This is a genomic window from Mesorhizobium sp. M7A.T.Ca.US.000.02.2.1 (genome assembly GCF_003996995.1).
Classification (GTDB): domain Bacteria; phylum Pseudomonadota; class Alphaproteobacteria; order Rhizobiales; family Rhizobiaceae; genus Mesorhizobium.
The window spans coordinates 1-13,263 of sequence record NZ_RZTT01000143.1; the positions used below are offsets into that span (position 1 = coordinate 1).

The 13,263-nt window shown below is 63.7% G+C and carries 11 protein-coding genes and 1 pseudogene; 2 read left to right on the forward strand and 10 right to left on the reverse strand.

Annotated features, from left to right (window positions below):
* The 3 genes and pseudogenes from EOD15_RS15545 to EOD15_RS15555 form a co-directional block, all read right to left on the reverse strand.
* A pseudogene (locus EOD15_RS15545) lies at positions 1-633 on the reverse strand (hypothetical protein); the annotation flags it as partial.
* Between the two features lie 68 nt (positions 634-701).
* Positions 702-1,004, reverse strand: coding sequence for a zf-TFIIB domain-containing protein (locus tag EOD15_RS15550; RefSeq protein ID WP_127322825.1), 303 nt, complete (start codon positions 1,002-1,004; stop codon positions 702-704).
* Positions 1,005-1,238: 234 nt separating this feature from the next.
* A complete protein-coding gene (locus EOD15_RS15555) occupies positions 1,239-2,228 on the reverse strand; it encodes a zinc-dependent alcohol dehydrogenase family protein (RefSeq protein WP_127408612.1) in 990 nt (329 codons plus the stop codon).
* A 102-nt stretch (positions 2,229-2,330) separates the two neighbouring features.
* Here EOD15_RS15555 and EOD15_RS15560 point away from each other — a divergent pair, with 102 nt between their 5' ends.
* The gene (locus tag EOD15_RS15560; protein WP_127319953.1) at positions 2,331-3,233 is read left to right on the forward strand and encodes a LysR family transcriptional regulator; all 903 of its coding nucleotides are present in this window, start codon (positions 2,331-2,333) and stop codon (positions 3,231-3,233) included.
* Between the two features lie 20 nt (positions 3,234-3,253).
* Here the strand turns inward: EOD15_RS15560 and EOD15_RS15565 are convergent, their stop codons facing one another.
* The 7 genes from EOD15_RS15565 to EOD15_RS15595 all read right to left on the reverse strand — a co-directional run bounded on the left by EOD15_RS15565 (position 3,254) and on the right by EOD15_RS15595 (position 12,017).
* Positions 3,254-5,281, reverse strand: a complete 2,028-nt coding sequence (locus tag EOD15_RS15565) for a CocE/NonD family hydrolase (RefSeq protein ID WP_127319951.1) — start codon at positions 5,279-5,281, stop codon at positions 3,254-3,256.
* 48 nt (positions 5,282-5,329) lie between these two features.
* Complete coding sequence (locus EOD15_RS15570; protein ID WP_127319949.1) at positions 5,330-6,307, reverse strand: ABC transporter ATP-binding protein; 978 nt, start codon at positions 6,305-6,307, stop codon at positions 5,330-5,332.
* Positions 6,304-7,287: an ABC transporter ATP-binding protein gene (locus EOD15_RS15575; RefSeq protein WP_127319947.1), complete on the reverse strand. Its 984-nt coding sequence runs from the start codon at positions 7,285-7,287 to the stop codon at positions 6,304-6,306. The genes EOD15_RS15570 and EOD15_RS15575 overlap by 4 nt, the downstream gene beginning before the upstream one ends.
* Positions 7,284-8,123, reverse strand: coding sequence for an ABC transporter permease (locus EOD15_RS15580; protein WP_127319945.1), 840 nt, complete (start codon positions 8,121-8,123; stop codon positions 7,284-7,286). Before EOD15_RS15580 ends, EOD15_RS15575 begins: the two co-directional genes overlap by 4 nt.
* Before the next feature lie 28 nt (positions 8,124-8,151).
* Positions 8,152-9,099 (reverse strand): ABC transporter permease, encoded by a 948-nt coding sequence (locus tag EOD15_RS15585; RefSeq protein ID WP_127319943.1) that lies wholly within the window; start codon positions 9,097-9,099, stop codon positions 8,152-8,154.
* Between the two features lie 52 nt (positions 9,100-9,151).
* Positions 9,152-10,711, reverse strand: coding sequence for an ABC transporter substrate-binding protein (locus tag EOD15_RS15590; RefSeq protein ID WP_127319941.1), 1,560 nt, complete (start codon positions 10,709-10,711; stop codon positions 9,152-9,154).
* 313 nt (positions 10,712-11,024) lie between these two features.
* Entirely contained in the window at positions 11,025-12,017 is a 993-nt protein-coding gene (locus EOD15_RS15595; RefSeq protein WP_127319939.1) for a membrane dipeptidase, read from the reverse strand.
* Between the two features lie 195 nt (positions 12,018-12,212).
* Here EOD15_RS15595 and EOD15_RS15600 point away from each other — a divergent pair.
* On the forward strand, positions 12,213-13,263 hold a 1,051-nt coding region (locus EOD15_RS15600), incomplete at its 3' end, for an FAD-binding oxidoreductase (protein WP_148129559.1).

The window sequence follows — 13,263 nt, forward strand, 5'->3', positions numbered from 1 at the left end:
GGTCAACAGCTGCTGGAATGCGTCGAGGTCGGTCTGAGCCAGCGTGATCTCATCAGAACCGATGGCCGGAGAGCTTCCGCCCGAACCACCGCCAAAGCCGGGAATTGTGAAGGAGCCTGCAGTCTGCTGCCCTGCCGTTGCGCGGTTCTCAAATCTCGAAGCCTGGGCATTGCCGACACCGGCGAGCGCTGGCGCAGGACCACGCGCCGATTGCGAGCGGAAGAAGCGGATAGCCAGCATGATCGCGCCACCGATGAGCAGGGCCTGAAGCAGGAAACCGAACATGCCGGCCAGGCCGCCGAAGCCTTGGCCGACGAGCAGGCCGATCAGGCCGCCGAGCAGCAGGCCCCGCATCATCGTTCCCCCGAAGCCGCTCATGAAGCCGGGCCTCTGCAGGCCGGCCTGTGGCTGCCGGGCCGCGTTGTTCACACCGGTGTTGGGCGTCATCGAACGCTCGACCGGAGCGGTCGGGGCCGGTGCGGTCCTGGTCGGCGGTGCCGATTGGAACGTGCGCATGCCACGACTGCCGAAACTGCCGCCGCGGCGCGCCTCGGCATGGTCTATCGCGACCATCGAAAACGCCAGGAACAGTCCTGCAAAGAGGGCTGCAAATCGGCTTGTACGGGAAGTCATCGGAGATGAACCTTTGTCTCTGCGGTTTCGGAAATTTTCAACCGTCGCCGGGTGCCGGCGTTATCCGGTCAATCGAACAACTCTTCGAAAAATGATTTCTTCCGCTTCGGATAGCGGTGGCCGTGCGAGCGGGAATAGTCGTCATCGCGGCCCTGGCCGTGTGGTGGCTGGGAGAATGCTGCCGGCTGTGGCTGCGGCGCGGGCGCCGCTTCCCTGCCGGAACGCTCGATGATCTTGTCGAGTTCTCCCCGATCAAGCCAGACGCCGCGGCACTGCGGACAGTAGTCGATTTCGATACCCTGGCGTTCGCTCATCACGAGCGCGACGCGGCAGGAGGGGCAAGTCATGCCAAGGAGGGAAGTAGATGTCATACGGGGCTCCAAACCGAAAAAGATTGAGCCCGCTTGACCGAAAACATGGAAACGAGCCCGTTAAAGCGGTCCGACATCACGATCGCCAAAAGCGACAGTCAGAGGGGCCCGGCCCGCAGGGGACAATTAGGAATGCAGCGCCGCGCCTTCAAGGGGCGATATTGCCATGCAAGAATGATTTGTTCGCCATCGTTGCTCAGACCGTCACCACGATTTCAAATCGTCACCACGATTTCAGATCGTCACCACGATCTTGCCGAACTGCTCGTTCGATTCCAGATAGCGGTGCGCCTCGACGATTTGGTCGAACGCGAAGGTCCTATCGATGATCGGCTTTAAAGTCCCAACCTCAAGTCCTTCGAGGATGAACGCCTTGGCGGCCTCCAGTTTCGCCGGGTTGCCGGTGATCTCGTGGACGAGGTAGCCGCGCAGTGTCAGCGTCTTGGCCAACACGGCTGACAGTGGGAACGGCGTTGGTTCGCGGCTGAGCCCACCATATTCGATGAGAATGCCGCCCTTCGACATGGCCGCCGTCAGCGGCTCGAAGATCGGGCCGCCGACCGCATCGAACACGACGCGCACGCCTCGCGGCCCGGCGATCTGGTTCAACCGCGCCGCCAGATCTTCCTCCGTCGAGGCCACGACTTCGGCCGCACCGGCCTCGAGCAGCGCCCGCATCTTCGCCGATGTTCGCGTCACCGCAATCGTCGTCGCGCCCACACTGTTGGCGATCTGGACCGCGGCAAGCCCGACACTGCTCGACGCTGCGGTGATCACCACGTGGTCTCCGCTGTGCAGCCCGGCGATATCGATCAGCGCGCCATAGGCGGTGAGGTACTGCATCCAGACCGCCGCTGCCGTTTGCCAGTCGAGCGACGGCGGGTGCTTGACGATAAGTTCCGCGGGATAAGTGGCAAGCTCGCCATAGGCCGGCCAGCGGATCATCGATTGCGGCGGGATGACACTGACGCCGTCGCCCGGCGCGAAATCCTTCACGCCGTCGCCTATAGCCTCGATAACACCCGCCGCCTCGAGGCCAAGCCCGGAGGGCAGCGTCGGCGTCTCGATATAGGCACCCGCGCGCAGCAGCGCCTCGGCGCGGTTGAGGCCGAGCGCCTTGACGCGGATTTGAACTTCGCCCGGACCCGGTGGGGGAAGCTCGACGTCCTCGATGCGCAGAACCTCGGGGCCGCCATGCTGGTGAAAGCGAACCACACGTGTCATTCGGGATACTCCAAATCATCTGAACCGAATGAGCTATGCAGATAGACCGTCCGGGGATAAATGGCTGCAAGAGAAGAACAGTAGAAACCAGGAGTTCCGAATATGGATCGGCTCGAAAGCATGGCCGTGTTCGTCAAGGCCGTCGATCTCGGCTCGTTCGCGGCAGCAGCGGTCGCCCTGGACGTCTCGGGACCGATGGTTGGCAAGCATGTCCGGTTTCTCGAAGAACGGCTGGGCGTGCGGCTGCTCAACCGGACCACGCGCCGGCAGAGCCTGACCGACTTCGGCCGCGCTTACTATGAACGCTGTCGGGTGGTGCTGGCCGAGGCCGACGCCGCAGATGCGCTCGCCGCCGACCAGTTTTCGGAGCCACGCGGAAAACTGCGCGTCACCATGCCGGCGCATTTCGGTCGCCACTGCGTGACGCCCGTGCTGCTGAAACTCGCCCGGCAATATCCGATGCTGGAACTCGATCTATCTCTCAGCGATCGCTTCGCCGATCTTGCCGAGGATGGCTACGATCTCGCCATTCGGACCGGTGCTCTGGGCGACAAGGCGGGGGTGATCGCACGCCGCGTCGCGCGCCAGGACATGGTCGTCTGCGCCGCACCTTCCTATCTTAGAATTCATGGCGAACCGCGACAGATCGAGGATCTCGCCGACCATCAGGCAATTGTCTACCGCCGGCTCGGCCAGATCATTCAGCCCTGGCTATTTGCGCGAGAGGGGCAACCGGTGCAGGAGATCATACCGACCGGCCGTCTGCGGCTCGACGATCTCGATGCCATCGCTGACGCGGCTGCCGACGGCATGGGCCTTGCCTGGTTGCCCTGGTGGCTGGTGCGCGAGCGCATTGAAGCCGGCGTTCTGCTGGCGCTGTTGCCGGATCAGCCGCGATATCTCTACGACTGCCACGCGCTTTGGCTGCAGACCCCGCATCTGCCGCTGAAGGTGCGGCTGGCCGTCGATGCGCTGGCGGCTGCCTTGCCGAAGTCGATGGCCTAACCGCAGCGTCGCAGTCGCTCTCAGTTGAGATCGCGCGGATACTCCTTGACCTCGTTGCGGTCGACGATCAGCTCATCGCCATCATGGGCGGTGATGTGGGTCTCGATCCGCCAGACCTTTCGCAGCGCCCTTACCGTCGCCTTCACTGAAAGCCGCACCTGCCAGTCGCCGCGACCATAGGACTTGTCCCAGGTGCAGGTGCCGACCGCCGAGTTCGGATTGTCGGGGTGGATGATGAACCGGTCGACATGCCTCGCCGAGAGCACCATTCCCGTATGTGGATGCCGCACCGTGCCGCCATCATTGGCGACCTGATAGACGGTCTCGCCGGTGACCTGGTCCGTCGACACCGAACGCTGGAAGCCGTCGCCCTTGGCCAGCACCTCCTGCTCCATCGGCGCGGCGCTTTCCGGAGTCAGGAAAACCCCCAGTGTGTCGTCCAGCTTCTGCTGCGCGCGCACCGGCAGGATCAGCCGGCTGTCGCCGCAATGGATCGACAACGTCGCCTGCTCGGCCGTCGGGAAGACGATCGGCCAATGCGATGTCGCCAGCGCCAGCCGGATACGCTCGCCGACCTCGAAACGCTGCCCGCAGCAGCGCAGCTTGACGCGGACGGTCTCCGCCTGGCCCGGCACCATGGGTGCGATGTCCAGATCATCGTTGCGATGGCTCAGATTGAGAATACCGTAGCTGATACGCGAGGCGGCACCTTCAGGAAATACCTGCGACAGCGTGGCGGACAGAAGGGCGACGGGCTTGTCGGAGGAGAGTTTAACTTCGAATTCGGGGAAGCCAAGGATCTCGATCGCCTCGGTCAACGGCACCGTCTCGAAGATCAGGGCATTGCCTTCCTCCGTCCGCTGGTCGACCGGCAAGGTCGGCATGACGCCATAACCGCACCAGGCGCCGGACGACAGGCCGGCCGTCTGCGGCGATGAAATCTCCAGGATCGCGTTTGCGCCCTTGGCTTCGCTCAGCACATGCGGCGCAAGGTGCAGCACCTTTTCGCCGACGCCGGGTCCCGGCCACGCCGGTTCCGCCACCCAGCGGCCGGGCCGCTCGTCATAGATCGCCGCCGGCCGTGCGGGATCCTGGATCCAGGCGCGCAGCATCGGCTCGTCGGCAATGCCGGTGTCGATGCCCTTGAGATATTGATCCCACCAGCGCAGGCACTCCTGCAGGAAGCCGATACGCGGGCCGGGCATGGCGAAGTGCGGATATTTGTGGCCCCAGGGTCCGATCAGGCCCTTGCGAGGACCGCTCAGCTTTTCCAGCATCCGGAAGATCGGATTGGGATAGCCGTCGGCCCAGCCGCCGACGGCATAGACCGGGATCCCGACATCGGCATAATCCTCGCAGATTGAACCGTGCTTGTAGAAATCATCGCGGCGCTGGTGTTCGAACCAGTCCTGCATCCAGATGCCGTTGCCGTTCAGCCGTTGCTCCCAAAGCTCGCGCCAGCGGTCGCCGACAACAAGCGGATCCGGTGGCGTCATGGCGATGGCCCAAGCGGTGGTTCCCCACATCAGATTGTCGCACATCATCGCGCCGCCGAGATAATGCACGTCATCATTATAGCGGTCGTCGGTCGAGCACAGCGAGACGACGGCTTTCAGCGCCGGCGGGCGGCGGGCGGCGACCTGCAGCCCGTTGAAGCCGCCCCAGCTGATGCCGATCATGCCGACACTACCCGAGCACCAGGATTGCCCAGCCAGCCATTCGATGACCGCCAAACAGTCATCCTGCTCCTGCTTCAGATATTCACCCTTGCACAATCCCTCGCTGTCGCCCGAGCCGCGCATGTCGACCCGCACGCCGGCATAGCCGTGACCGGCGAAATAGGGATGCGTCAGCGCATCGCGCTCCACCGTTCCGTCACGCTTGCGATAGGGCAGATATTCGAGGATCGCCGGCACCGGATCGGCCTCCGCGTCTTCCGGCAACCAGATGCGTGCGGCCAGCTTGACGCCGTCCGGCATCGGAATCCACAAATTCTCGATCTCGCGGACTTTGCGCGGGAAATCGGTGACGACGCGGATATCTTGCATGGCGGCTCCTCTCAACGCCCCGGCCGACACTTGCGCCGGTGGCGATCCTTATGTGTTCAGCGGGAAATGGCAGGTCAGACGGCTGTCGCCAACTGCGACCGGGACGGGGACATCCACCGCGCAGCGGCCCTGGGCCTGCGGACAGCGTGTGTGAAATTCGCAGCCTGAAGGGCGCGCCAACAAGGACGGAACGTCAGCCGGCAGCGTGATGCGCTGATGCACCCTGTCGGGATCGGGCTCTGGATTGGCCGAGAGAAGGGCCGCCGTATAGGGATGATGCGGCGCGCGGAAGATCGCTTCGGTTTCGCCTTGCTCGACGAAGCGTCCGAGATACATCACCGCCATGCGGTCGGCGATCTGGCGCACGACATGCAGATTGTGGGTGATGATCAGCATCGACAAGCCCATGCGGTCACGCAGATCGTTGAGCAGGTTCAGCACCTCTCCCTGCACGGAGACGTCGAGGCCGGCGGTCGGTTCGTCGGCGACGACCAGCACCGGGTCCAGCGCGATCGCCCGCGCCACACCGACGCGGCGCGCCTGGCCGCCGGAAAGCTGGTGCGGGTAGCGGTCGGCGAAATCGCGCGGCAGTCCGACCAGCGCAAGAAGCCGTGTGACTTCGGCGTTGAGATCGCGATCCGACAGTCCGTGAATGACGAAAGGCTCCGAGAGCAGCGACCGCACGCTGAGCCGCGGCGACAACGATCCGACCGGATCCTGGAACATCATCGGCATGCGCCGCCGCACCGGTTTCATGGCGGTGTTGGACAGGCCTTGCAGTTCCTGCCCTTCAAACAGGATCGTGCCCGCTTTCACCGGCTGAAGACCGTTGAGCGTGCGCGCCAGCGTCGTCTTGCCCGAGCCGGATTCGCCGACCAGCGCGAAGGTGCTGCCTCGTTGAAGCGTGAAGCTGACACCGGACACCGCTTCGATCTCGGTGGCCCGCCCCGCGAGCCTGGCGGACAGGCCGCCAACCCGGAACGAGACTCGCAAATCGCTGACGCGGAGCAGGTCGTCGGAGCTCATGCGTTCATCGCTCCCAAGGGAATGTCCGCATGCCAGCAGTGGGCGATGTGAGACCCACCGAGGACTGCGCTGGGGGGCGGCGTCAGGCATTGGGCGTCGGCGCGATCGCAGCGCGGCTGGAAGACGCAGCCGCTCGGCCGGCGGCGCAGGTCCGGCAAGGTCCCGGCAATGGTCGGCAGGCGGGCAACCCGCTGCGACAGCCGGGCCGGATCGCAGGCCAGCAGCTTCTGCGTGTAGGGATGTCGGGCGTCGTGGAATATCTCGCGGGTCGTGCCGCTCTCCACCACCTCACCGGCATACATCACGATCATCTCGTCGCAGAGTTCGGCAATCACGCCCAGATGATGCGAGATGAACAGCACCGAGCAGCCGATGTCGCGCTGCAGATCCTTGAGCAGTTCGATAGTGGCCACCTCCAGCGTCGCATCGAGCGCAGTCGTCGGCTCGTCGGCGATCAGCAGCGCCGGTTCCATCATCAGCGCCATGGCGATGGCGATGCGCTGCTTCATGCCGCCGGAGAACTCGTGCGGAAACTGCGTCAGCCGGCTTTCCGGATCGGGAATGCGAACCTTGCGCAGCATTGCGACCGAGCGCGCATCCTTGTCCCGCTTCGACAGGTTCGAGCGATACTGGATGTCGCGCATCTGGCGCCCCACTGAAAGCACCGGGTTGAGCGCACCCATCGGGTCCTGGAACACGGTGGCGATCCTGAGGCCGCGCAAGCCGCGCATCGCGGTGGGGTCGAGCCGGGCAAGGTCCTTGTCGCCCTCGAAGATGATCTCGCCCGATGTGATTTCACCATTGTCGGCGAGCAGGCCGAGAATGGCGTTGATGAGCGTCGATTTCCCGCAGCCGGATTCGCCGACCACGCCGACGCTGCGGTTGGCCGGCACGGAAAAGCTCACCTGCTTCAGCGCCTCCAGTGGCCCACTCTCGGTGTGGAAGGCGACGCTCAGATTCTTGACCTCGAGAACCGTCATGAGCGCCCCTTCAGCCGGGGATCGAAGAGGTCGCGCAGCGTCTCGCCGAAGAAGGTGAAACCGAGTGTCGTCAGCACGATCGGCAGGCCGCCGGCAATCACGATCCAGTAGGAATCGCGAATGTTGGCGAAGCCGTCATTGAGGATCGCGCCCCAGCTCGGCGTCGGCGGCCGCACGCCGAGCCCGAGAAAGCTCATGCCGGCCTCGATCGCCACCACCACGGGAATGTCCATCGATATCAAGATCAGGATCGGGCCGATGATGTTGGGCAGGATGTGGACGCGCAGGATGCGGCCCGCACTGGCGCCCATCGAGCGCGCCGCCATGACATGTTCGGCTGATTTGAGCACCAGCGTCTGGGTTCTGATGATGCGGGCATAGCCCGGAACATTGACCAGCATCACCACCAGCACCACCGCGTAGAGCGAGGGGCCGAACAGGGTGACCAGCGTCAGCGCCAGCATGACGGTGGGAAAGCTCTTCACGGCGTCGAAGATCAGCAGCAGCACATTGTCGAGCCAGCGCGGCCCATAGCCTGCGATCAGCCCCAGAACCACGCCGACAACCAGCGACACCGCTGTCGCGCCCAGCGCGATCAAAAGCGCGACGCGCCCGCCATAGAGCACCCGGGTGAGAAGATCGCGGCCGAGATGGTCGGTGCCGAGCAGGTGCAGGAGGCTCGGCGAAGCGAAACGTTCGGCCGGCGATATCTTGCTCGGCGCATAGCTGGTCAGGCCGCTGGCGAACACCGCCGACAGCTCCACCACCGTCACCAGCGTCAGGCCGATGGCGCCCAGCGGTTCGCGCATGATGCGGCGCACGGTGCGCCATATCATGCCGAGACGGAAGCTGCGGGATGGCAGCTCAGTTGAAACTTGATCTGACACGGGGATCCAATAGGCCGACCAGGATGTCGGCCGCTACGTTGACGAGGACGAAGAAGACCGTGGTAACCAGCACGGCTCCGGAGACGATTGGATAGTTGCGCACCGAGATCGCCTCATAGACCAGCTTGCCGATGCCGGGACGGGCGAAGACGATTTCGGCGAAGACGGAAGACGACAGCATGTGGCCGATGCCGACGCCGAGCAAGGTGATGGTCGGCAGCACGGCGATGCGCAGCGCATAGGTGTAGACGATCCGGTGCTCGGTCAGGCCGAAGGCGCGCGCCGTGCGGATATGGCTGGCCTCCAGCGTCTCCAGCATCGAGGCGCGCACCATGCGCGAGATATAGCCGATCCAGCCAAGGCCGACCGCCAGAGACGGCAGGATGAGGTGCTGAAGCCGGCTGGCGAGGTCGCCCGGTTCGCCGGCGCCGATCGCCGGAAGCCATTGCAGGGCGACCGCAAACACCAGCAGCGAATAGATGGCGACGACGAAGGATGGCACGGCGATCATCGCCACCGACAGGACCCCGATCACCTGGTCGACAAAGCCGCCGCGCCGCACCGCTGCGATGCAGCCAAGCGGGATGCCCAGCGCCACCGACCACGTGATGCCGCCGACCACCAGCGCCAGCGTGAACGGAAGCTGCTCCATCACCACGTCCAGGACCGGCCGGTTCGACAGAACCTCGGTGCCGAGATCGCCATGCAAGGCAGAGCCGTAGAAGTTCACGAATTGCCGCCAGACAGGTTGATCCAAGCCCATACGCTCGCGCAGCGCCTCCTTCATCTCCAGCGTCGCGCGTGGCCCCAGCGCGACGGAGGCCGGGTCTCCGGGAATGAGGTAGACCATGGCGAACATCATCATCATGGCGACGCTGATGATGATGGCGCCAAGCCACAGACGCTTGAGGGCGTAGCGGATCATTTCCAGTACCTGTCGGACGGTCTTTGGCGGGAACGAGCCCCGCCCGCCGATGTCATGCCGGTTTGAAGTCGGTGAACACGGGTTCGCCGTTCGGCTTCAGGCCGGCCACAAGCGTGTCTCGATTCATGATGCCGGTGACCTCATGCGTCAGGAAAACGTAATTGCCGTTCTCCTCCATCAGGTCCTGAAGCTTCTTGTAGATGACATCGCGCTTTGCCGGGTCGAGCTCGACCATGCCCTCGGCGTTGAGCTTGTCGAATTCCTCGCTGGAAAAACGCTCCCAGTTCCAGACGCCGATCTGGTCGCGGGTGAACCAGGCGGTGGCCCAGCTCGGGTCCGGCTGCATGGAGAAGCGGCTGATGATCATCTGCAGCTTCTTGTAGTAGTCGCCTTCCTTGGCGCCAAGCGTCCAGAAGGTGCCGCTGTCGTTCTGCTTGATCTCCACAGTGAGACCGACATCCTGCAGGTTCGACTGCACGACCTGCGCCGCGGTCAGCCGCTCGGTCTTGTTGAGGATGTCGAGCGTGATCGTGGTGCCGGCCAGCCCCTCCTTGGCGATCATGTCGCGGGCGCGGTCCGGATCGAAATCGAAGAGGTTCTTCTCGCGATGGCCAGGCAGGCCGGGCGCGATGATGCCGGTGGCCGTGGCGGCCGCACCGAAATAGGCAGCGTCGACCACCGCCTTGCGATCCACCGCGTACTGAACCGCGCGGCGCATGTTCGGATTGTCGAAAGGGGCGACATCCTGGTTCATGCCGAGCCAGACAAAGGCCAGCGAAGGCTTCTCGACGACGGTCGTCTTTGGCGGCGGTGTCTGCTTCAGCCGCGAGATCGAGGAGACCGCGGTCCAGGTGTAGTCGAGGTCGCCGGCCTCATAGCCAAGTTCGGCGGTCTTCTCATCCTCGATCGGATGGATGTGGATTTCCGCGAAGGCGCCCTGCTCGTACTTCCAGTCGGGATTGCGGACCAGCACCGTGCGCTGCTTGGGCAGCCATTCCTTCAGGATGTAGGGGCCCGACTGGGCCACCGGCTTGACGCCCATCTTGCCACCGAGTTCGGTGATGGCGCGCTTCGACAGGATGGTGCCGGACGGCGTCGGCAAGGTCGACGTCCACAGCGGCGCGAAGGCCTGCTTCAGGTGGATCAGCCCCGACAGCTTGTCCTTGACCTCGACCTCCTTGAGCGTTGCCCAGTCGCCGGAATAGGGGCTCTTGTTGGCGGGGTCGGCGATGCGTTCGATCGAAAACTTGACGTCTTCGGCCGTCATCTGGCCGTAGCCATCGGTGAAGCCGATATTGTCGCGCAGCTGGAAGGAGACGGTCAGCGGATCGAGCTGCTTGATCGTTTCCGCCGCCATGGGCCGCCAGCTCCAGCTATCGCCCGGCGTGGTGACGACGAGGCCGGCGAAGATGACGCTGGTGATGTCGCCTTCAGGCGCCGCCAGCCGGAAGCAAGGGTCGAGCGTCTGGATGTCGGCGTAGGATCGCACCTTGAGGATCGGCCCGTCGCTCGACCAGGAAACTTTTGGATTGACCATTGAGGCGAGGCCGAAAGCGCCGGCTCCGGCGAGCAAGCTGCGGCGCGAAATCCTGGTGTCGGCTAGAATGGACATGCTCTACCCCTCTGCTGTTTTCGTTGTCTTGTTTTTCAGGCCGCGGGCCATTCTCCAAGCCGGGCCGAATGTACCGGTCCGCTAAAACTGCTAATAATAGACATCTATGTCTAGCGAAAATTTTGCCGGCATGTCCGAATCTTGGATACGGACGATCTTGCGGGAAATCTTGATATCCGATCCGACCCCGCCGCTGCGTCGGCATAGGCAAGCGGCTAAGCGCGAAATGTGATCGCGCACACGGTGCGGCCTGGCCCGCCATTCGGTGGGGCCTGGATCAAGAGCTGGAGCGGAGACGCGCTCTCCGCTACCTTCACTTCCAGATTTCGGCCGCCAGGCGCACGAAATTGCCGCCCAGGACGTTGCGCACGGTCTGCTCGGACTGGCCGCGGCGCAGAAGCACATCGGTCAGTTCGCGCATCTGGCCGGGAGCCGCGTAGGTCGTCGCCCCTTCCGGATATTCGCTCTTGGGCCAGAATTGCGGATTGTCGGAAATGATGCGGTCGATGCCTTTGACATCAACCGGAAAGGCGTAGTCCAGTCCGATGCCGACATGATTTGGGCCAGCTAGGTCGACGAGATATTCGATGTGGTCAGCCAGCCTGTCCGAGTCCGTGCGTCCCTCTCCCAGGAAACGATTGAGCCCGACAATCGCGACGATGCCGCCGGTGCGCGCGCAGGCCTTTATCTGCTCGTCGGTGATGTTGCGGCCATGGCCGCACAGGGCCTTGGCGTTGGAGTGCGAGAAGATGACAGGGCGGTTCGAGTATTCCATCACCTCCATCGAGGTGCGGTAGCCGGTGTGGGTGACGTCGACGAACATGCCGAGACGGTTCATCTCGTCGATGACCTGGCGGCCGAACGCCGTCAGGCCGGTCTCGACATCGTGGCAACCGCCGCCGGCGAGGTTGTTCCTGTTGTAGGCGAACAGGATCTGGCGCACGCCCAGATGGTGATAGAACTCCACCATCTCGATGCGGCCGTCGAGTGCGTTCATGCCCTCGATATCGAAGGTGATCGCCAGTTTTCCTTCGAGCTTGGCCTTGCGGATTTCCGTGACGGAGGAGACCAGCGTGTAGTGCTCGGGATTGGCAAGGATCCAGTGACGGAAATTTGCGAGCGTCCGCACTGTCTGCTCCCAGGGCAACAGGTCGAAGCCGACATCGATCGACAGATAGTCGATGCCGGCGTCGCGCCAGATCTGCAGATTGTTCAGGTCCGCAGCCGGATCCGGCATGAAGCCGGAATGCGCGTCCCATATGATTTCACTGTCGAAAATGGCCTTGGCGGCAGTCGAAACGCTCACTTTTTCCTCACTCTCTCGCAACGCCAACACGACGGAAGGCCGGATCAAGCGGCGTTCCGGACGTGTGATCCAGATGCAGTGCGCATCAAGTATCAGGCCACAGACACATGTGTCTAGACAGCTCCGAACGGGCCTGTATGGTCGCCGTCGCTGCATGTCGCTCCGACCGAACCATCGGCAAAAGGGAGAACAAAGATGAGCTCAAACGGAAGCCATGGCGGGAGCGATAGCAGGCATATCGCCGTGATCGGCTGCGGCATTATCGGCTGCAGCGCGGCTTTCCATTTGCTGCGGTCCGGCGTGCGCCGGGTGACGGTCATCGATGCCGGCCAGCCGGGTGCCGCAACCACAAGCGCTGGTGCTGGCTTCGTCTCCCATTGGTCCGCCGGCATGATCCCGCTTGGCGAAGAGGGCCTTCAGCTGCAGCAATATGGCCTCGATTTCTATCGCAGGCTGCACGAGGTCGGCGTCGAGATCGGTTATCGGCCGAACGGCACCTTGATCATGGCGCTGACCGAGGACGGGCGAGAACGCTTCGTCCGACCGGTGCTGGACTCACCCTATGCCCCACCGGAAATGCAGGATTTGAACGCCGCGCAGATTGGCCAGAAGATGCAGGGCCTCATCGATCCGGCGCGGGTCCATTCGGCGGCCTACAATCCGCATGGCATCCAGCTCGACACCAAGCTGGCAATGGGTGTGCTGACCGGCCAGATCAGCGAGTTGGGCGGCGTTTTTCGCAGCGGCACACGCGTGACGGCCGTCCATGATGCAGGCGATCGGGTGACCATCGAGACCGATCAGGGCAGCCTTGAGGCTGACGGCGTGATCGTTGCCGCCGGCGCATGGAACAACCAGGTCATATCGGGCCTCGGCTGGAAGTTGCCGCTGCTGCGCGTCGTCGCGACGCGCATCGTCACCGACGATCGCGGGCTGCCGTCGACCATTCCCACCGTCCAGTGCCGCGAATTGCGGCTGTGGCTGCGCGAAACATTCGGCGCCGTCATGTGGGGAACCGGCCGGCATTACAAACCTCTCTACAAGACCGACGACAACGAGATCGAACCTGGCCAGCCGCACAATATCGAGCTGATGCGGGAGACCTCCGAGCAGGAGCTTGCCGAGTTGCAGACTGTGTTCCCGCCGCTGCGCGGTTCGACGATCGCGAGCTGGGCGCAAGGCGTGCCGTGCTACACGCCCGACAACGGCCTTGTCGTCGGCAAGGTGCCCGGCAGCGACAATGTCG

Bases quoted from the DNA above. Each gene is read 5' to 3' on its own strand.
- EOD15_RS15550 (WP_127322825.1), bottom strand. From the start codon at position 1,004: ATGACATCTACTTCCCTCCTTGGCATGACTTGCCCCTCCTGCCGCGTC.
- EOD15_RS15555 (WP_127408612.1), bottom strand. From the start codon at position 2,228: ATGACACGTGTGGTTCGCTTTCACCAGCATGGCGGCCCCGAGGTTCTG.
- EOD15_RS15560 (WP_127319953.1), top strand. From the start codon at position 2,331: ATGGATCGGCTCGAAAGCATGGCCGTGTTCGTCAAGGCCGTCGATCTC.
- EOD15_RS15565 (WP_127319951.1), bottom strand. From the start codon at position 5,281: ATGCAAGATATCCGCGTCGTCACCGATTTCCCGCGCAAAGTCCGCGAG.
- EOD15_RS15570 (WP_127319949.1), bottom strand. From the start codon at position 6,307: ATGAGCTCCGACGACCTGCTCCGCGTCAGCGATTTGCGAGTCTCGTTC.
- EOD15_RS15575 (WP_127319947.1), bottom strand. From the start codon at position 7,287: ATGACGGTTCTCGAGGTCAAGAATCTGAGCGTCGCCTTCCACACCGAG.
- EOD15_RS15580 (WP_127319945.1), bottom strand. From the start codon at position 8,123: ATGATATGGCGCACCGTGCGCCGCATCATGCGCGAACCGCTGGGCGCC.
- EOD15_RS15585 (WP_127319943.1), bottom strand. From the start codon at position 9,099: ATGATCCGCTACGCCCTCAAGCGTCTGTGGCTTGGCGCCATCATCATC.
- EOD15_RS15590 (WP_127319941.1), bottom strand. From the start codon at position 10,711: ATGTCCATTCTAGCCGACACCAGGATTTCGCGCCGCAGCTTGCTCGCC.